A 19,248-nucleotide genomic window follows, 5' to 3' on the forward strand; every position below is an offset into this window, starting at 1 on the left:
TGTAGCCGGGCCCTGCCCGGCTTTATCGCACCCATAGGCGGATAAAGTTTACAAAGAGGAGAGCCTTGTGGCCCGTATCGAATCCCTCATTAACCCTAAAAGCCAGGCTTTTGCCGATAATGCAGCACATATGCAAGGCTTGGTGGATGATCTCAAAGCCAAGGTAGAGCAAATTCGTCAAGGCGGCGGTGAATCAGCCAATAAGCGCCATACCGAGCGCGGCAAGCTATTACCCCGCGAACGCATCAACGCCCTGCTCGATCCCGGTGCGCCGTTTTTGGAACTATCACAGTTGGCGGCTTGGGAAGTGTATGAAGATTACGTACCTGCCGCTGGTGTAGTAGCCGGTATCGGCCGCGTATCCGGGGTGGAGTGTATGATTGTGGCCAACGATGCCACAGTGAAGGGCGGAACTTACTACCCACTGACGGTGAAAAAGCACCTGCGCGCCCAAACTATTGCCGAGCAGAATAACCTGCCCTGCATTTATCTGGTGGATTCCGGCGGCGCCAACCTGCCCCGTCAGGACGATGTATTCCCCGACAAAGAACACTTTGGCCGTATTTTCTATAACCAGGCCAATATGTCGGCGCGTAATATCCCGCAAATTGCCGTGGTCATGGGCTCCTGTACTGCTGGCGGTGCCTATGTGCCGGCCATGGCCGATGAGTCCATTATTGTACGCAATCAAGGCACTATCTTCCTGGGCGGTCCACCATTGGTACGTGCTGCCACCGGCGAAGTCGTGACCGCCGAAGAGTTGGGTGGCGGAGATGTGCATGCCCGTACGTCTGGCGTAGTGGATCATCTGGCTAATAACGACCATCATGCGCTGGCACTGGCTCGCGACGCCGTTGCCAGATTAAACCGCACTAAGCCAGTTACACTGGATGTAACTGCGCCGAAGGATCCGCTTTACGATCCCAAAGAAATCTACGGTGTGGTGCCCAAAGACAGTCGTCAGCAATACGATGTACGGGAAATTATCGCCCGTATCGTCGATGGCTCCGAATTTGATGAATTTAAAGCCCTGTACGGCAGCACCCTGGTTTGCGGCTTTGCACGCATTTTCGGTTATCCGGTAGGCATTGTGGCCAATAACGGCATTCTTTTCGGCGAATCTGCGCAAAAAGGCGCGCACTTTATTGAGCTTTGCGCCCAGCGCAAGATCCCCCTGGTCTTCCTGCAAAATATCACCGGTTTTATGGTCGGCAAGCAATATGAAACCGGCGGCATTGCCAAACATGGCGCCAAAATGGTGACCGCGGTGGCATGCGCAAAAGTACCTAAATTTACTGTATTAATTGGCGGAAGCTTTGGTGCTGGCAACTATGGTATGTGCGGCCGTGCCTATGATCCACGTTTCCTGTTTATGTGGCCCAACGCCCGTATCTCGGTAATGGGCGGTGAGCAAGCGGCCGGTGTGCTGGCCCAGGTCAAACGGGACCAAAAAGCCCGCGAAGGGCTGGAATGGAGCGCCGAAGAGGAAAAGGTCTTTAAGCAGCCCATAATTGAGTCCTACGAGCATCAGGGGCATCCCTATTATGCCTCGGCAAGGCTTTGGGATGATGGCGTGATCGATCCTGCCGATACCCGTGTGGTGCTGGGTTTAAGTATTTCTGCATCCTTGAATCAACCTATTGAGGACACCCGCTTCGGCGTGTTCCGTATGTAACGGGGGCCCTATGTCCAACCAACAAACACAAGATTTACTCTATTCTGTGGATGGCCGCGGTGTAGCCACCCTGACTCTTAATCGGCCCGAAAAGCATAATGCCTTTGACGACAAGCTGATCCTTGCCCTGACCGAGCATTTTAAAGAAGCTGGCAGCGATCCCAAGGTGCGGGTACTGGTGTTGGCAGCTAATGGTAAAAGCTTTTGTGCCGGCGCCGATGCCAACTGGATGAAACGCATGGCTTCCTACAGCTTCGAGGAAAATGTGGCCGACGCCAAGGCACTCGCCACCATGCTGTACACCCTTAACAGCCTGCCAAAGCCCACCATCGCCAAAGTTAATGGCGCGGCTTACGGCGGTGCCGTGGGTCTGGTGGCCTGCTGTGATATGGCAGTGGCCACCAAACTGTCCAAATTTTGTTTAAGTGAAGTAAAGCTTGGTTTAATCCCAGCCACTATCAGCCCTTTTGTGATTGATGCCATGGGTGCACGCGTAGCCAGACGCTACTTCACCACAGCCGAAATCTTTTCTGCACGTCGGGCCAGGCGTTTAGGGCTGGTCAGTGAAGCAGTCACCGAAGAGGAATTGGATGGTACGGTAGAGTCCCTTATTGATGCCATCCTGAAAAACAGTCCTGATGCCATTTCCGCCGCCAAACAACTGATCTTCGATGTGTCCGCCGAGCAAGATGCCGAAGAGTTGATGGAAAAAACCAGTCTGCGGATCGCCACCGTGCGCGTGTCCGAACACGGCCAGGAAGGCTTGACCGCCTTTTTAGATAAGCGCCGTCCCAACTGGTATCAGGAGTAGTCCATGCTTGTGAAATTATTAATTGCCAACCGCGGTGAGATTGCTTGTCGCGTTATCCGTACTGCCAAACGCATGGGCATCCACACTGTTGCTCTGTATTCCGATGCCGATGCCAATGCCCTGCATGTGCAAATGGCCGATGAGGCAGTGCATATCGGTCCAGCGCCCTCCAAGGAAAGCTATTTACAGGCGGAGCGCATTATTGAGGTGGCCAAGAAAGTCGGCGCCGATATGATCCACCCCGGCTATGGCTTTCTCTCGGAAAATGCCAACTTTGCCCGCTTGTGTGAAGACAATCAGATTATCTTCGTCGGCCCTCCGGTAGCCGCTATCGATGCCATGGGCTCCAAGTCGGCCGCCAAGAAGATCATGGAAACCGCCGGTGTTCCATTAGTCCCGGGCTATCATGGCGATAATCAGGATGCAGTTTTTCTTAAGCAGCAAGCCGATGCCATGGGCTATCCAGTATTGCTTAAAGCCGCTGCCGGTGGCGGCGGTAAAGGCATGCGTCAGGTGTGGAAAGCCGAAGAATTCGAACAGGCCCTGGCCGGCGCTAAGCGCGAAGCTATCAATAGCTTTGGCGATGATAAAATGCTGGTAGAAAAGTATCTGACCCAACCACGGCATGTGGAGATCCAGGTATTTTGCGATATGCACGGCAATGGCGTGTATCTGTTTGAGCGTGATTGCTCGGTGCAGCGCCGTCATCAGAAAGTGATTGAGGAAGCCCCTGCCCCGGGCATGAGCGAATCCCTGCGCCAGCAGATGGGTGAAGCGGCCTTAAAAGCGGCGGCAGCTATCCACTATGTGGGTGCCGGTACCGTAGAGTTTCTGCTCGATACTGACGGCAGCTTCTATTTTATGGAGATGAATACCCGTTTACAGGTTGAGCATCCGGTAACCGAGATGATCACCGGTCAGGACCTGGTGGAATGGCAATTACGAGTGGCTAGCGGAGAAGAGTTGCCGCTGAAGCAGGATGAGTTACGCATCGACGGCCATGCTTTCGAAGCACGCGTCTATGCCGAAGATCCTGATAATGAGTTCCTGCCAGCCACCGGTACCTTGCATCTTTTGCAGCCGCCGGAAGAGTCGGACTATGTGCGGGTTGATACCGGCGTGCGCCAAGGCGACAAGGTCTCGGTCTATTATGATCCCATGATCGCCAAGCTGATCGTCTGGGATGAAGATCGTAATAAAGCCCTGCGCCGTCTGGCCAAGGCGTTATCGGAATACCGTATCAAAGGTGTTACCACCAATATCGATTTCCTGTACAACCTGGCCACTACCAAGGCTTTTAAACAAGCAGAACTGGATACCGGTTTTATCGGTAAGCATCAAAGCGAGATCTTCCTGAAGAACGATCAGGATATTCGGGAGCTTTTGCCACTTGCGGCGTTATACCTTTTGTTATCCGAAGAGCACGGCCATCATAGCCATTCCAGTTCGCACCAGGATCCCTTCTCTCCCTGGAGCAGCCAAATTGCCTGGCGTGCTAATGAAACCCATGTGCAAAAAATGGACATCCAGATCCACGATGAGGTGTATGCCCTGGAAATCCGCCAGCAAGGTATGGGCCAGCATTCGCGCTATCAGATTAGTCATGGATCACTGACCGTTGATGCTTTTGGTGAATTAATAGGCGACAAATTAGTGGCCACAGTGGATGGGCATCGTCTTACTGCACAGTGCAGCGGCGATGGTCTGGAATGCTCTTTGTACAGCCAGCACGGTGCATTGCACTTCTCGCGTAAATTGCCTGATTATGGTCTTAAAGACGACAGCCAAAGTGCCGCCGGTTTTAAAGCACCGATGAATGGCACTGTCGTCGCCTTGTTGGTCAATCCAGGCGACAAAGTAGAAAAAGGTCAGGTGCTGATGGTAATGGAAGCCATGAAGATGGAGCACAGCCTTAAAGCGCATGCAGCCGGCATGGTCTCTGAGTTCTACTATCAACCAGGCGATTTGGTTGATGGTGGTGCTGAGCTTTTGAAATTCGATGCTAGCCAGCCATAACAGGTAGAAGACTATGTATCCCAAAAAGGTAAGAATTGTAGAAGTGGGCCCGAGGGATGGTCTGCAAAATGAAAAGACGGAAATTGCCCTTAAGCATAAAATCGCCTTAGTTGAGGACCTGGCCAATGCCGGGCTTCAAGTCATTGAAACCGGCAGCTTTGTATCACCCAAGTGGGTGCCACAAATGGCCGATAGCGCCGCCGTTTTTCAAGGAATCAAGCGCCAGCAAGGAGTGACCTATTCCGCGTTAACGCCCAATATGCAGGGATTTGAAGCCGCGCTGGCGGCTGGCGCCGATGAAGTGGCCATCTTTGGTGCGGCATCGGAAAGCTTCAGTCAGAAGAATATTAACTGCAGTATTGAAGAGAGTTTGCAACGTTTTGCGCCATTGATGGAAGCGGCAAAGGCAAAAGGCATCAGAGTGCGCGGCTATGTATCCTGTGTGCTTGGCTGTCCTTATGAGGGTGAAATCAACCCAATCAAAGTTGCAGAAGTGTCCAGACAGATGCTGGATATGGGCTGCTATGAGATTTCCCTGGGTGACACCATTGGCGTGGGTACGCCGTTAAAAACGGCGAGAATGCTGGAAGTGGTCAAGCACCAGGTACCACTAGAGCAACTCGCTGTGCATTTCCACGATACCTATGGGCAGGCCCTTGCCAATATTCTGGTGGCCTTGCAGATGGGTATTAATGTGGTGGACAGCGCTGTAGCAGGCCTTGGCGGATGTCCATATGCCAAAGGGGCTTCTGGCAATGTGGCCAGCGAAGATGTGGTGTATATGCTCCATGGTATGGGCATCAGTACCGGCATCGATCTCGACAAACTGGTTAGCGCCGGCAATGCTATTGTTTCAGCGCTCGGACGCCCCAATCAGTCCAAGGTGGCCAAAGCCATTCTGGCGGGAAGATAATAAGGTGGGCGGCTAGGCCGCCTACCAGTTTTCAAAGGGAAAGTAGTCCCAGTGATACTGTTCAAACAGAGATTTAAGCTTGCCCGACTCAAACAACTTCAGCATCCCCTCATCAAACTGTTTGGCTAGCTGTGCCGCCCTGTCTGTCTGCGCAAACCCCGGATACAGGGGCAGCAACTTCAACTGCGCCATTCTTAAATCGTCACTCAAAATACCTGCAGCCTGCAGCGCAAATTCAATATCCGTTTGGTTATCCAGTAAATAATCCAAACTGCCTTCCAGCACATGACGGATCCCCACCGGCCGCTCTTTAATGGTCAGTTCGGTATATTGTTTGTTTTCCAAATACTCAGCAAACCGATACCCCAATACCCTGCCCACCCGCTTGCCAGTCAGACTAGTCTGTCCCTGCCAGTTGGAATTGTTTTTGACGTTATACAATACAGCCAGTCTATCGGCATCCATGTGGCGATTGGGGAACAGTAAATTCGGGTATTCGTTCAGATATAAGCCCAAGACCATATCGGCATCTTTTTGCATCGCAAGATTGACAGCGCGCTGATAGCTGACCGTCTCCAATTTCAGTTCATAATCCTGGCCATATATTTCACGCAAGATATCCCAATATAAGCCACTGCCATCGGCATGGGTGGCATTTTCCCAGGCTTCACTCACCACCAAAAGCTGGGGTTTAGCCAGAACTGAATGGCTTAGCAACAAACAAACCATAGAGAGGATTAGTCTTAACATACCTTTCATCAGTGCTTCCTTTTGTATTGCTGGTCAACGCCTTTAACGACCACTTGTACCTAAATTAAACTGCCTCATTAACCCATCAAGATCGCTGGATACTTTCTTTAAACTTTCACTGGCCAATGCCAAACGTCTGGACGCTTCCAGACTGTGCTCGGTTACTTCACGAATCGAACTGACATTGCTGCTGACCGTGCCGGTGGTGGCTGCCTGCTCTTCACTGGCAGCAGCCACCGACAAATTGACTTCATGCATCTGTTCTATACAGCTATCCACCTGCTCAAGCGCCAGCGCCACCTGCCCCATACGCTGTGCAGTTTCGGAAAACTGGCTACGGCTATTTTCCATCGAGCGCACCACGCTATTGGTACTGTCCTGCAGGTTACCAATCATGGTTTGGATTTGCGCGGTGGACTCGGCTGTGCGTCTGGCTAACTGGCGTACCTCATCGGCCACCACCGCAAATCCCCTGCCATGCTCACCGGCACGTGCCGATTCGATAGCGGCATTGAGCGCCAGCAGGTTAGTCTGCTCAGAAATGCCATTGATCACATCCAAAATGCTGCTGATGGATTGGGTATCGGATGCCACCCGCTGTATTTGCTCCGCGACCTGTTGAATATCCTGGTCGAGATTGTCCATGGTGGTCTTGGTAGCATGGGTAATCTCACTGCCATGATGAGATTGTTTCTGACTTTCGTTGGCGAGATCGGCGGCTTTTGCAGCATTGGCGGCCACATCAGCGATGCTGTTGTTAATGTCGTTAATGGCCTGAGCGATCTCATCCACTCTTTGTCGCTGCAGTTCCATTTGCTTCAAGCTCTGTGCCGATTCTTTCTGGGTGTTATCTGCAGCTTCTTTAAGGGCATGGCTGGATTGATTAACGCGGATGACGGTCTGCTGAATTTTTTCAATAAAGCGGTTAAATCCCCCTGCCATTTGACTGATTTCCGGTTGCCCTTTTTCAGGCATGCGATACCCCAAATTCCCTTCCCCTTCACCCAATTGGGTAAAAAGATCAGCCACCGCCGTCAAAGGCTTGCTGATAGTACGCGCCAGGATAACTCCTGCGACAGTGGCTAAAGCGGCCACCAGTAATGTCCACAGCAAGATACTCCATGCTGCGTTATTCAACTCAGCCAGTACCTCGTGTTCAGGTACTTGTGCCACCACATACCAGCCCATAGCCGGGATATGACTGGAGGCCAGCACGAAAGCTTCACCGTCTTTATCAACGCGCAGGGTATTCACGTCGCCGGTAGCCAGCAATTGTCGCTGGGTAGATTCGTCAAACAAGCTGGTCAAGGTGGTTTTCTCTACCAGGGATTTATCCGGATGTAGCTTGACCTGCCCCTGTCCATCGGTGATAAAGACAAAGCCGCTTTGCTCGATGCGATACTGATTGAGCATCGACACCATGTCATCCATGCTCTTGGCCAGCCCTGCCAGACCACGTCCATCTACTTGCTGGAAATTAACGAAGAGCTTGGTTTCGCCGCTTGGCTCCATAAAAATACTCAGCAGTTCTGCCTGATTGGAGCCGGTAAAAGCGTAAAACCAGCCATCCTGTTGATGGTTAAGGGTGCGTAAAAAACCGTCCTGATTCCAGTAATTGGCTGTCTGTCGATCAGCAAAGGAGGCCGTCGCCAATTGATGATCTTTGGCGATGGTTTTAAGTAGCGCTAACAGCACCTCTTCGTTTTCTCGGCTGCCCTTGGCCGACCACTCGAGAACATAGGGGTTGGTGGCGATCTGCCTGGCTACCGCCTTAAGAATGCCAATATCGCGGTCGATGGCATTACGAATTTGCTGCACTTTGGCTGGCAATTCAGACGCCAACATCCGGGTTTCGATTACTTTTCCCGCATTCCAGGTGGCAGTAAGACCAACAATGGCCGCGACAGTCAGGGCGATAATGGCACTGGAAAGCGCGATTTTTTGTTTAATGGAAAGGGGAAATTTCAGCATGCTTATTACTCTATTCTCGGCAGAACCATGGCTTTTCACTTCCTTGTGACACAATATCCATAACACTTTAGGTCAGATGATTTGCAACTGGTACTTCTTCTTTGCAAATTCAAAACAAAATCCAGATAACACTTTAGTGCAGTCCGGTGTTCCTCCAAGATAGACAGCCTATGGCGCCAGCGTTACAGTAACCTCTTGTTTGCAATCAGGGTTTTGGCATATATGTTCAGCATTTGGCTGCTGACCTCAGTGGCACTGTGCTACCTGGTGTTACTCTTTGTTATTGGTTTTTGGGGCGAGAAGCGCAAGGTAAACACGAATCAGCGCCCCTGGATCTATAGTCTGGCCCTGGGTGTACATTGCACTACCTGGGCATTTTTTGGCACCGTTGGTCAATCTGCCATGTTTGGCTGGGCCTTTACCCCCACCTATATGGGCAGCATATTGGCCTTTGCCCTCGGTTTTCCCCTGCTCCTTAAATTGGCCGCAATCTGTCAGCGCCATCACATCAGTTCCGTGGCGGATTTTCTGGGTTGGCAATACGGACGCTCACATTTTATTGCTGCCGTAGTCACCCTACTATGCCTGATTGGCGTGTTGCCCTACACCGCCATCCAGTTAGATGCGTTAACCGACAGTGTGACCCTGCTTAGTGCGGAAAACCCTGAATGGTCAGGGAGTATCAGCTTTTATGTGGCGGCCACGATGGCATTGTTTGCTATCTTTTTTGGGGCCCGTTCACTTAACCTCACCGAAAAGCACCCTGGATTAATGCTGACCATCGCTTTTGAATCTTTGGTCAAACTGTTCGCTTTTGTCGCATTGGGACTGTTTGTCTGTTATGCGATGTTTAACGGCTTGTTCGATTTGCTGGGGCAGGTTCAGCTAAATGCTAACGCAAAGAAGGTGCTTGATCAGGATTGGGCACCACTGGTGTATGCCAGCCATGTTCTGTTGGGTTTTTGCTCTATGTTTTGCCTACCCAGGCAGTTTCATATTAATTTCGTTGAAAACCAGGGCGAACAGGAGTTGCGTCATGCTCGCTGGGTGTTCCCGCTGTATTTGATGGCCATCAACCTCTTTGTTTTGCCCATCGCTCTGGCAGGGCAAATTCTGCTACCCGATGCTGACGCAGATACCCTGATTTTAAGCCTGCCGATGCTGGCAAATAGCAGTTGGGCGTCGATGATCGCCTTTTTGGGTGGATTGGCGGCAGCGACCAGTATGATCATAGTAGCCACCCTGGCCATGGGCATTATGGTTGCCAACAACCTGATTACTCCGCTTTGGCTGAAAGTACAATTGCGCAGAGACAGCCAAGGTCTGGATGCCTCAAGCCTGCTGAATATCCGCCGTCTGACCATAGTGTTAGTGCTGGGGCTGGCCTACCTTTACTCAGGCCATATCAGTCAATCAGCGCCGCTGGTCAACAGCGGTATTATCGCCATGGCCTTGCTGGCGCAGCTTGCCGTGCCCATGCTTTTGGGCCTCTATCATCAACAACCGTCGCGCCTGGCAGCCATTTGCGGCATGACCGCTGGCTGTATCCTGTGGGTATTGGATCTGCTTTGGCCCAGCATTACCTCAAGCTATTATTTTGATCCGCGCCCTTCAGATCATCAATTGGCTTGGGGCGTGTTCCAAAGCCTGGGCCTAAATGCGTTGGTTTATGCTGTTGTGACCTTCGTCAGACGGGGAAAGAGCAGCCTGCACCTGGCTAACCAGACAAATCATGGCACCGGTCTGCCGCTGATGACTATCGAAGTCCCTGCACTACTGTCCTTATGCAACAAAGTGCTCCCCGTAGAACAGGTGAAACAATTAAATGAAGGATTGTCTGAGGGGGGAACATTCGCCAGTCAGGCGCTTATCGATAAAGTTGAACAACTTCTGGCTGCGCAGGTGGGGGGCGCCAGTGCCCGTATCCTATTATCAGCCATTACCGCCCGCAAGGCTGTGCGTTTGGATGAACTAGTAGGCATGGTAGAAGAAGCCAGCCAAAGCTATCAGTTTAATCACGAGTTATTGCGGGCCTCGGTTGAGCATATTGAACAGGGGATAAGTGTGGTCGACAGGGATCTCAAGTTGTTAGCCTGGAATCGGCGCTACCTGGATCTTTTTCAATATCCGCCAGGATTTATCCGCGCCGGCATGACACTGGAAGAGATCCTGCGGTTTAATGCTTCCAGAGGCCTGCTGGCAACTTCCAATGATTTGGAGACTGAGATTGCTAAGCGCATGGAGCTGATCCGCCAGGGCAGCAGCTATGCCTATCAGCGACAGCAACCTGATGGAAAGATTATCGCGCTACAGGGCAATCCCATGCCAAGCGGCGGCTTTGTTACCACCTACAGCGATATTACCCAGTATATTCAAACACAGGAGGCCTTAGAGCAGGCAAAAACCGGATTGGAACGACGGGTGGATGAGCGAACTTATCAGCTGCGACAGACCAATGCTGCATTGGCAGAAGCCAAACAGGAAGCTGAAAGGGCCAACGAAAGTAAAACCAAGTTTTTGGCCGCCGCCAGTCACGATCTGATGCAACCTTTTAATGCTGCAACCCTCTATGCAGGCCTAATCAGTCAGCGACTCACCGATCAGGAATTACGGGATCTGACCACCGGATTGCAACGATCATTAAGTAGCGCCGAAGAGTTGCTGCAAAGCTTATTGGACATGACCCGGTTGGATGCAGGGGTACTGAAGGTGAATATACAACCCTTTGCGCTAAATGAACTGCTGGAACCGCTGATAGCCGACTTCAGAATGATGGCAGAGCAAAAAGGTCTGGCCCTTCACTGGGTGCCTTGCCGGGCTTGGGTGAACAGCGATCGTAAGCTGCTTCGACGTGTCATTCAGAATCTGATTTCAAATGCCATACGCTATACCCCCAAAGGCAAAGTGCTGGTTGGGGTACGCCACCAAAACAACCATCTTGTATTGCAAGTATGGGATACGGGACATGGTATTGCCTTCGAGCAGCAACAGAAAATATTCGAAGAGTTTCATCAGGGGCAGCACAATGATCGTCAGGGACTGGGTCTTGGCCTCACTATCGTCGATAAGATCAGTAAGCTCTTGGGCATCAGTGTGTCGTTGCATTCAACTCCTGGCTCCGGCAGCTGCTTTTCTCTGAGTTTGGCGCGCCACGAGGGTTCACCTAAGGTTAATGCCAAGAAGGAAAAGCAGGAAGCGGATACATCTGTACATAGGATGCGCGTCCTGGTGGTCGACAATGATCCTGAGGTGTTGCAGGCCATGTTGGCGCAATTGCGTCAGTGGGGGGCAAAGGTTGAGGGGGCGACTGATTTTGAGAGCGCCTGTCAAAAGATGCCGAAAGCACCTGAGGTGTTGCTTATGGACTATCACCTGGATAACGGTGTGTTGGGAACCGAATTGGCTAAATCTCTGTTCCACTACTGGCAGAGTACTGTGCCCACCATTATCAATTCAGCCGATCCTTCAGAGGAGATTAGAGAAGAGGTACAGGACGCCGGATTCACTTTCCTACCCAAGCCGATTAAACCAGCAGCGTTAAAACGTTTGCTCAAGAAATATCATGATCAATAACACTAATGGTCTTGCATTAACTGCTTAAATAAGACACCCGCCTGAGTACGGTTGATCACCCCAAGCTTGCGAAGAATGGCCGATACATGCTGTTTGATGGTGGTTTCCTGTACCTGCATCTCATAAGCAATTTGCTTATTCAGCAATCCATCGGCCAGCATTTTCAATACCTTGAATTGATGCGGCGTGAGCTGCTCTAATCGTGACGCAAAATCCACATCTTGCTCACAGCCACTCTTGGCGACAATAGCAGCCAGGCTATCAGGTAACCATGCCTCCCCTTCCAATACCTGGTTGATGGCTTGTTCTAATTGTTCAAGCGGTGCGGATTTAGGTACATAACCACTGGCACCAAAATCCAGGGTACGGCGGACAATGGCGGGATCCTCTTCGGCGGAAACAATCAGTATTTGTACATCCGGGTACTGACTATGCAATGTCGTGAGCCCGGTTAATCCCTGATTACCCGGCATATTCAGGTCCAGCAGTACTAATTCCACATCATGGTGGGTGGCCAAACAGGTCAACGTTTGATCTAAGGTCGCCGCCTCTAAAATGGGCTCACCTAATACAGTACCAACCGCTTGTTTCAGTGCACTTCGAAACAAGGGATGGTCATCGGCAATAACGGCTCTTGGCATAGTTAATGATCGGTATGAACAGGATGGTTTTACAATACACAGAAGGTGTGGTGCCCGGCAAGAGCCCTTGGCAGGCATAACACCTGCCAAGAGTCTTAATTAGAAACGATAACCAACAGTGAGGCTGATAGTTCTGGGGTCTCCGTAATACGCAGCCAAGGTGGTGTCGCCACCAAATCCAGGCAAGTAACTGCCATCGGGATTGATGCCGCCAATAAAGGAGTAGCCTCCCACCATATATTCTTCGTCGGTCAGGTTCTTACCATGCAATCCGGCATACCAGTTACCATCAATGCTTTCCCAGCTGACACTCAGATTGACCATTCCATAGCCGTCTTGCTTAAGAACAGGATTGTCTTCAAACAGGATGTATTCATCCCGGTAGTAATATCCGCCGTTAAACACAACGGGGCCGTAGTCGGTATCCAATGCGTATTTGGCCGACAAGGCTATTGTATAGTCAGGTGTATTGGACAAACCGATCAAAGGCGTACTTATGTTTTTGTCCTGCTCGAGTTCTGCATCCAGATAACCTAACGCCAAATCAAAACTCAAATCGTCGGTGGCAACATAAGTCATTTCAGCTTCCAGTCCCTTAACCTTGGACTTGGCGGCATTACCCAGATTCTGGCCGAGCACAGTCGGGTCATTGGGGTCTGCTTCCACAACGATATATTGTCTGTCTTTATGATTCAGCCAGAATAAAGTGACGTTAGTGCGCCACTGTTCATTCCAGTCTTTCTTCATCCCTAACTCAACCGAATCAGCAATTTCCGGATCTGCGGCACGCTCATTTTTACTGGCCCTGGGATTAAAAGTCCCCGACTTGAATCCTTGCGCATAGCTGGCGTAGAACATGGTGTCGCGATCCATCTGATACTCAATACCAACACGCGGCGTGAAGCGATTCCAACTGGCCGTTTTGGGCGCATCCAGGAGCCCATCACCGTTGCTATCGACACCCAGGCTCATGGGAACCCCCAAGCCAGGCGCCCTGGCGTAACCATCAATCCAATCGCTATAGGGATACACCGCCCCGGGCAGGAACCCGTAGAACACACTCGCTTCTTTCTCCTCCCTGGTATAGCGGGCACCTAGGGTTAAGGATAATTTTTCCGTAATGTCGATGCTGCTTTGTGCGTAGGCGGCATACGCTTCGCTGTTGTTACAGCCCGAGGTTTCCAGGGTAACGCCAAGACCGCCGAGAATGGCATCAAACAGGCCACAAGACTCGCTGTCATAGGCATATAAGCCACCGACCAGACTGTAACCATCACCACGATAGTTAGCCTGCAATTCATGACTGGTGTTTTCATCGTCATACACAGCTGGTACATCAAACAGGTTAATACCGGTATTATCAAAGTCGATATTAGTCGGTGAATCACTCTCTCTGGACGCACCGATGTACTTCAGCGATAAGGCATCATTGACGTCCCAATTCACCATCAGGCTGATCCCTTCCAACTCAACTTTGTTCCAGGTTGGCAGACTGGTGTAGGAATCGTATTTATTGTCCGGGATTGGGGCCTCGGTCAACAAACTCGGGGCCAGGCGATAACCGCCTTTGGAGTTTGAGTCATCGGTGGTTTTGTCCCAGTTTAAGCGCATAAACCAATCATCGGCGGGATGAAACTCAAGTGTCACTCTCGCAGCCTTGAGGTCTTTGTTGTAGTTTTCCCGGTCTTGTCCTGCCGGCGCAACCAGGAAAGAGCCATAGCCGTCCCGGTTGAGATCCCCATATCCAAAGCCCAGAAATAACTTGTCTTCAATTAATGGAATCTGTCCGGTCAGCTTTACATCCCTTTGGCTGTAGCTTCCGACCGTAGCTTCGGCATTAAACTCTGTTCCTCCGGACATCTGTTTGGTTACATATTTAACCGCGCCACCAACGGTGTTTTTACCATACAGGGTTCCCTGGGGGCCACGTAACACTTCTATGCGCTGCACATCAAGCAAGTCCAGGACAGCGCCTTGTGGTCTGGCCATATACACATCATCAATGTAGATACCTACACCGGGCTCATAGCCCCAAAGTGGGTCCTGCTGGCCCACGCCACGAATAAAGGCGGTCAGCGTAGAGTTTGTTCCCCGGCTGGTTTGTAATGTGGTATTGGGTGAAAACTGCTGCACTTCAGTGAGCACGGATATGCCCTTCTCGGCTAGTTCCATGGCGCCAATGGAGGTAACCGCAACCGGTACTTCCTGAATACTTTCCACCGTTTTACGGGCGGTTACTTCAATGCGTTCCAGCCCTCTGCCGCGCTGCTGTGCGTCTGCTGGTTGCTGTTCCTGCGCTATCGCTGGCATGACGGACAAGGCGCCGAGTACCGCTGTTGCACATAGGGTTAATTTTGTGTTTCCCATCGCATCCACCTGATGTTTCATTATTGTGATGTTTTTGTTGTATTTGTTAAAACGGTCACGGGTACTCTAGCCCAAGAGGGTCAAAAGGTAAGCTGTACCATAGTACTATGGGCAGTATCGTCCGCCTGACCCACAATAACCGGGCACTGTTACCGGGGCCGTTCCCCGCCACAACAGTCATGGTCCGGCATTTGTTAATAACGGTCACAAATAATTAAAAAGCGAAGGCCAGTCCTTCGACAATGCTAAGGACAAATTTGTATGCTGAGTTTACTGGGTCTGGTAGGCGGTTTATTGCTGCTTATCTGGCTAACCATCCGGGGCATGAATCTTTTTATCGCCGCACCGCTTTGCGCTTTATTAGTGGCGCTTACCAGTGGCTTGCCAGTGTTTACTGGTGAAAGCAATTTTGTAGAAACCTACATGCAGGGCTTCACCGGCTTTATCGGTGCCTGGTTTTTTATGTTTCTGTTGGGTTCATTGTTCGGTAAGTTTATGGAAGATACCGGCGCGGCCGATGCCGTTGCCCGTTGGATAGTAAACAAACTGGGTATGCAACACGCAGTGGCGGCGGTAGTGCTGGCGTGCGCCATCCTTACCTATGGTGGCGTTAGCGTTTTTGTGGTGGCCTTTTCGGTTTACCCCATGGCGCTGTCGTTATTTAAGGATGCTGACCTGCCCAGGCGTTTTATTCCTGCAGCCCTGGCCTTTGGCTCAGTCACTTTTACCATGACCTCTGCCGGTTCGCCGGAGATTCAAAACTGGATCCCAATTAAGTACCTGGGAACCTCTCCCTTCGCCGCCTGGGAGGTCAGTCTGGTGGTCGCTATTTTTATGGCCAGTTTTGGCTTTTGGTGGCTAAGACGCATGATTGCCAAGGCCAAAGCGAACGGAGAGCGATTTGAAGCCAAGCCTGAAGATCCCAGTATTCCGGATCGGGACTACCCTCACCCGGTCACAGGCTTAATCCCTTTGTTGGTGGTGCTGGTACTGTCCTTCACTTTCCACGAAGCCCTGGCGCAGATGGCGTTGATCGTGGCGTTAGGGGGCGGCGTGCTCAGTCTGATGCTGATTAATTTCAAGCATTTTCACAACCTCAACGGCGCCATCAGCCAGGGTACCACGGGCGCTTTGGTCGCTATCGGCAACACGGCGGCGGTGGTCGGATTTGGCACTATCGCCAAATCTACTGCTGCGTTTGCCGGCGCGGTAGAGGTAATGACCCAACTGCCCGGCAATGAACTTATCGGTGCAGCAGTGGCGGTCAGCGTGATTGCCGGTTTAACCGGCTCTGCTTCAGGCGGTCAGGCCATCGCCCTGCCCCTGATTGGTCCTCATTATTTGGATCAAGGAGTAGATCCTGAGCAATTGCACCGCATTGTCTCCATATCCTCGGGAGCCTTGGACTCTTTGCCTCATAACGGCTATGTGGTGACCACCATCCGCGCCATCTGCAATGAAACACACCAGCGTGCTTACTGGGCAGTAGGAGCGTTGACCGTCGTAATCCCATTGATCGGTCTGGTGTTAGCCGTTGCCCTGTTTAATTTCTTCTAAGGAGTTGTTGTGCTAGCCCGTTTACTCAAATGCCTGCTCTTTGTCACTTTTATCAGTCTTGCCAACCAAAGCCTGGCCCAAGACGAAGTAATGCTGGTCAAAAAGCAGCGGTTCACTATCAAGAATTTCACCACCTTTAACGGACAAAACATCCCTCAGGTGGATGTGGGCTGGGAAAGTTACGGTAGGCTAAATGACGCCAAAGACAACGTGGTGCTCATCACGCATTACTTTTCTGGTACCTCTCATGCAGCAGGGAAGTATCAGGCAAGCGATGCTCAGGCCGGCTATTGGGACGCCATTATTGGTCCCGGGAAGGCCATCGATACCAATAGCTTTTACGTGCTAAGCGCCGACACTCTGGTCAATCTCAACGTGCACGATCCTATGGTGATCACTACCGGGCCCGCTAGTTTGGATCCAAATACCGGCAAACCCTATGGTCTCAGTTTTCCCGTGGTTACCATCCGCGACTTTGTAGAAGTCCAAAAGGCACTGCTGGAAAGTCTGGGTATCGAAAAGTTATATGCCGTGGCCGGTCCCTCCATGGGGTCGTTACAGGCCCTGGAGTGGGCTAGCGCCTATCCGGACAGGGTTGAGCGGGTAATTTCAGTGATTGGTGCGGGCGCCATGGATGCCTGGACAGTGGCAGCCCTCGAACATTGGGCCATTCCCATCAAACTCGATGCTAATTGGGACGACGGCCGCTACTACGGCAAAACCCGTCCTCTTGCAGGTCTGACCACAGCTTTAGCTCAAGTTACGCAAACGGCATTGCACCCACGCTATTTTAAAGCGTTCAACCCAGAGCACCATCCGCTGGAAGCAGGCCCGTTGTCGGATATCCGCCAATCCCATCAGGTGGTGAAATGGCTATGGAGTCTCGCAGGCGCCCGTGCTCAGGTTGCTGATGCAAACCACCTTTTGTACTTGGTCCGCGCCAGTCAGCTATATCTTGCTGGTATGGGCGATTCGCTGGAACAGGGACTGCAACGGGTCAAGGCTAAAAGCCTGTTTTTACCCGCAGAAAATGATCTGATTTTAATGCCTTACTTGGCCCAGGATGTTTACCAACAGCTAAATGACCTTGGCAAAGATACCCAACTACACAGCATTTCGGGCCCCATGGGGCATCTTAATGGCCTTCGCAATATTAAGCAGCAGGAAGCGCAGATCCGCTTGTTTCTTGCATCAGGGAGTCAATCATGAAAATTGCTTATCAAACTGTATGTGGTGGTCTCATGCTGGCCTTAAGTTCAGCCTCTAACGCCGACCCACAAGCGCTACCCAAACTAAATGTGGATATTGACCAGGTAACGGTATCCGGATTATCTAGTGGCGGCTATATGGCCGGTCAGTTTCATGTGGCCAACGCCGACTGGGTTTCTGGTGTGGGTATTGTGGCTGCAGGTCCTTATTATTGTGCGCGCAATAGTATCATGACGGCCCTTTCTCAGTGCGTCAGTAAAGTAGAGGGTGAGATCCCCTTAAACGAGATTGAACTACAGATAAACCAGTGGCGTGAACAAAACTTGCTTGCCCCCAAACATGCCATGAAAGACGACAAAGTCTGGATCCTTCACGGTACGCTGGACAACAAAGTAGTAAGGCCCGTGGTAGACGCGCTGTATCAGCAATACCAATCGTGGTTGGGTGATAACAATCTTGTCTATATCAACGACAAACCTTTTGCTCACCATTTCCCGACGCTAGCCAGTGGTGCTGACTGCAACGTCTCTGAGGCGCCATTTGTCGCAAGCTGTGACTTTGCTGCCGCCAGCATCATGCTTGAGCATATTGCCGGTTATGCTGCTGTTGAAGGCAAACCAGGAAAACTAATCACTGTTGACCAACAAGCCCTGGGCGGTGATACCGCCAAGTCGTTAGCCGATGAAGGGTATCTGTATATTCCAGGTAACTGTCTGGAAGGACAAAACTGCAAACTACACATCAGCTTTCATGGCTGTAATCAAAACGCCGAGGCCGTGGGCGATGCTTATGCCAGCCTCACCGGCATTAATGCGTGGGCAGACAATCACAATACCCTAGTGCTCTATCCACAAACCAAAAAATCCAGTCTGATGCCCATGAACCCTCAAGCTTGCTGGGATTGGTGGGGATATACCGATGAGTATTACGCCACCAAACAAGGCCAGCAGATGAGTGCGGTGACGCAAATGGTTCGCAGTATAAAAGGTAACTAAGATGAGTTCTTTAAATGTATTAATCACCGGAGGTGCCAGCGGTATCGGGCTTGGTATTGCCGAGCATCTGGCTAGTTTGGGCCATTACATTGTGCTGGCCGACATCCATGCTGAACAAGTCGAAAACGCAGCGAAAGGTCTGCGTGACAAGGGCTATCAATGTTCGGCGGTAGATTTTGACGCCTCCGATGCAAAGCAGATTGCCGCGTTACCCGAACGTTTGGCACCAAGACAAATTCAGGTATTGATCAATAATGCTGGCATTCAGCATGTGGCCAAGTTAGAAGACTTCCCACCGGAAAAGTGGCAACAATTGATCAATCTGATGCTGGTTGGTCCGGCCTTGCTGACACAGGTGTTTCTGCCGGCCATGAAGGCTAATAACTTCGGCCGTATTATCAATGTGGGCTCCATCCATTCCCTGGTCGCTTCACCCTATAAGTCTGCCTATGTGGCCGCCAAACACGGTTTGCTGGGTTTTAGCAAAACCCTGGCGCTGGAATTGGGTGAATTTGATATTACCGTTAACACCCTATGTCCTTCTTATGTAAAAACACCGCTGGTGGAAAAACAGATTGCCGCCCAAGCTCGCGAGAATAAAATGACGGAGGAAGACGTGGTGCGCAAAATCATGCTGGAGCCTATGCCCAAAAAAGCCTTTATCGGCCTTGATGAGTTGGCGGGCACTGCGGCGTTTTTGCTAAGCAGTGCAGCCCGTAATATCTGTGGTCAAACCATGGTGCTGGATGGTGGTTGGGTTGCCCGCTAGC

At 51.2% G+C, this 19,248-nt stretch carries 13 protein-coding genes; 9 read left to right on the forward strand and 4 right to left on the reverse strand.

Annotated features, from left to right (window positions below):
* Window positions 1–67: 67 nt before the first annotated feature.
* The 4 genes from P2G88_RS16990 to P2G88_RS17005 are packed head-to-tail and all read left to right on the forward strand — an operon-like array spanning window position 68 to window position 5,415.
* The gene (locus P2G88_RS16990; RefSeq protein WP_275798143.1) at window positions 68–1,675 is read left to right on the forward strand and encodes a carboxyl transferase domain-containing protein; all 1,608 of its coding nucleotides are present in this window, start codon (window positions 68–70) and stop codon (window positions 1,673–1,675) included.
* 10 nt (window positions 1,676–1,685) lie between these two features.
* Window positions 1,686–2,486, forward strand: a complete 801-nt coding sequence (locus tag P2G88_RS16995; protein WP_275798145.1) for an enoyl-CoA hydratase/isomerase family protein — start codon at window positions 1,686–1,688, stop codon at window positions 2,484–2,486.
* A 3-nt stretch (window positions 2,487–2,489) separates the two neighbouring features.
* Window positions 2,490–4,502: an acetyl/propionyl/methylcrotonyl-CoA carboxylase subunit alpha gene (locus tag P2G88_RS17000; RefSeq protein ID WP_275798147.1), complete on the forward strand. Its 2,013-nt coding sequence runs from the start codon at window positions 2,490–2,492 to the stop codon at window positions 4,500–4,502.
* A 13-nt stretch (window positions 4,503–4,515) separates the two neighbouring features.
* Complete coding sequence (locus P2G88_RS17005) at window positions 4,516–5,415, forward strand: hydroxymethylglutaryl-CoA lyase (protein WP_275798149.1); 900 nt, start codon at window positions 4,516–4,518, stop codon at window positions 5,413–5,415.
* Between the two features lie 21 nt (window positions 5,416–5,436).
* Here the strand turns inward: P2G88_RS17005 and P2G88_RS17010 are convergent, their stop codons facing one another.
* Complete coding sequence (locus tag P2G88_RS17010) at window positions 5,437–6,174, reverse strand: transporter substrate-binding domain-containing protein (protein ID WP_275798152.1); 738 nt, start codon at window positions 6,172–6,174, stop codon at window positions 5,437–5,439.
* Window positions 6,175–6,207: 33 nt separating this feature from the next.
* On the reverse strand, window positions 6,208–8,136 hold the full coding sequence (locus P2G88_RS17015; protein ID WP_275798154.1) for a methyl-accepting chemotaxis protein: 1,929 nt from the start codon (window positions 8,134–8,136) through the stop codon (window positions 6,208–6,210).
* 222 nt (window positions 8,137–8,358) lie between these two features.
* Here P2G88_RS17015 and P2G88_RS17020 point away from each other — a divergent pair, with 222 nt between their 5' ends.
* The gene (locus tag P2G88_RS17020) at window positions 8,359–11,709 is read left to right on the forward strand and encodes a PAS-domain containing protein (RefSeq protein WP_275798156.1); all 3,351 of its coding nucleotides are present in this window, start codon (window positions 8,359–8,361) and stop codon (window positions 11,707–11,709) included.
* Window positions 11,710–11,711: 2 nt separating this feature from the next.
* Here P2G88_RS17020 and P2G88_RS17025 read toward each other — a convergent pair whose 3' ends face one another.
* Window positions 11,712–12,350 carry a response regulator transcription factor gene (locus tag P2G88_RS17025; RefSeq protein ID WP_275798158.1) on the reverse strand — a complete coding sequence of 213 codons (639 nt, stop codon included), beginning with the start codon at window positions 12,348–12,350 and terminating at the stop codon, window positions 11,712–11,714.
* A gap of 99 nt (window positions 12,351–12,449) precedes the next feature.
* Window positions 12,450–14,717, reverse strand: coding sequence for a TonB-dependent receptor (locus P2G88_RS17030; protein ID WP_275798160.1), 2,268 nt, complete (start codon window positions 14,715–14,717; stop codon window positions 12,450–12,452).
* Window positions 14,718–14,978: 261 nt separating this feature from the next.
* On the opposite strand from P2G88_RS17030, the gene P2G88_RS17035 reads away from it, so the two are divergent.
* From P2G88_RS17035 to P2G88_RS17050, 4 genes are read left to right on the forward strand one after another with little or no spacing between them, the layout of a single operon-like run.
* On the forward strand, window positions 14,979–16,274 hold the full coding sequence (locus tag P2G88_RS17035) for an SLC13 family permease (RefSeq protein WP_275798162.1): 1,296 nt from the start codon (window positions 14,979–14,981) through the stop codon (window positions 16,272–16,274).
* A 33-nt stretch (window positions 16,275–16,307) separates the two neighbouring features.
* Window positions 16,308–17,483 carry a homoserine O-acetyltransferase gene (locus P2G88_RS17040; RefSeq protein WP_275798196.1) on the forward strand — a complete coding sequence of 392 codons (1,176 nt, stop codon included), beginning with the start codon at window positions 16,308–16,310 and terminating at the stop codon, window positions 17,481–17,483.
* The gene (locus P2G88_RS17045) at window positions 17,480–18,478 is read left to right on the forward strand and encodes a PHB depolymerase family esterase (RefSeq protein WP_275798164.1); all 999 of its coding nucleotides are present in this window, start codon (window positions 17,480–17,482) and stop codon (window positions 18,476–18,478) included. Before P2G88_RS17040 ends, P2G88_RS17045 begins: the two co-directional genes overlap by 4 nt.
* A gap of 1 nt (window position 18,479) precedes the next feature.
* A complete protein-coding gene (locus tag P2G88_RS17050) occupies window positions 18,480–19,247 on the forward strand; it encodes a 3-hydroxybutyrate dehydrogenase (RefSeq protein ID WP_275798166.1) in 768 nt (255 codons plus the stop codon).
* The last annotated feature ends 1 nt before the right edge of the window (window position 19,248 follow it).

The organism is Aliiglaciecola sp. CAU 1673, from assembly GCF_029223185.1.
GTDB lineage: Bacteria > Pseudomonadota > Gammaproteobacteria > Enterobacterales > Alteromonadaceae > Bowmanella.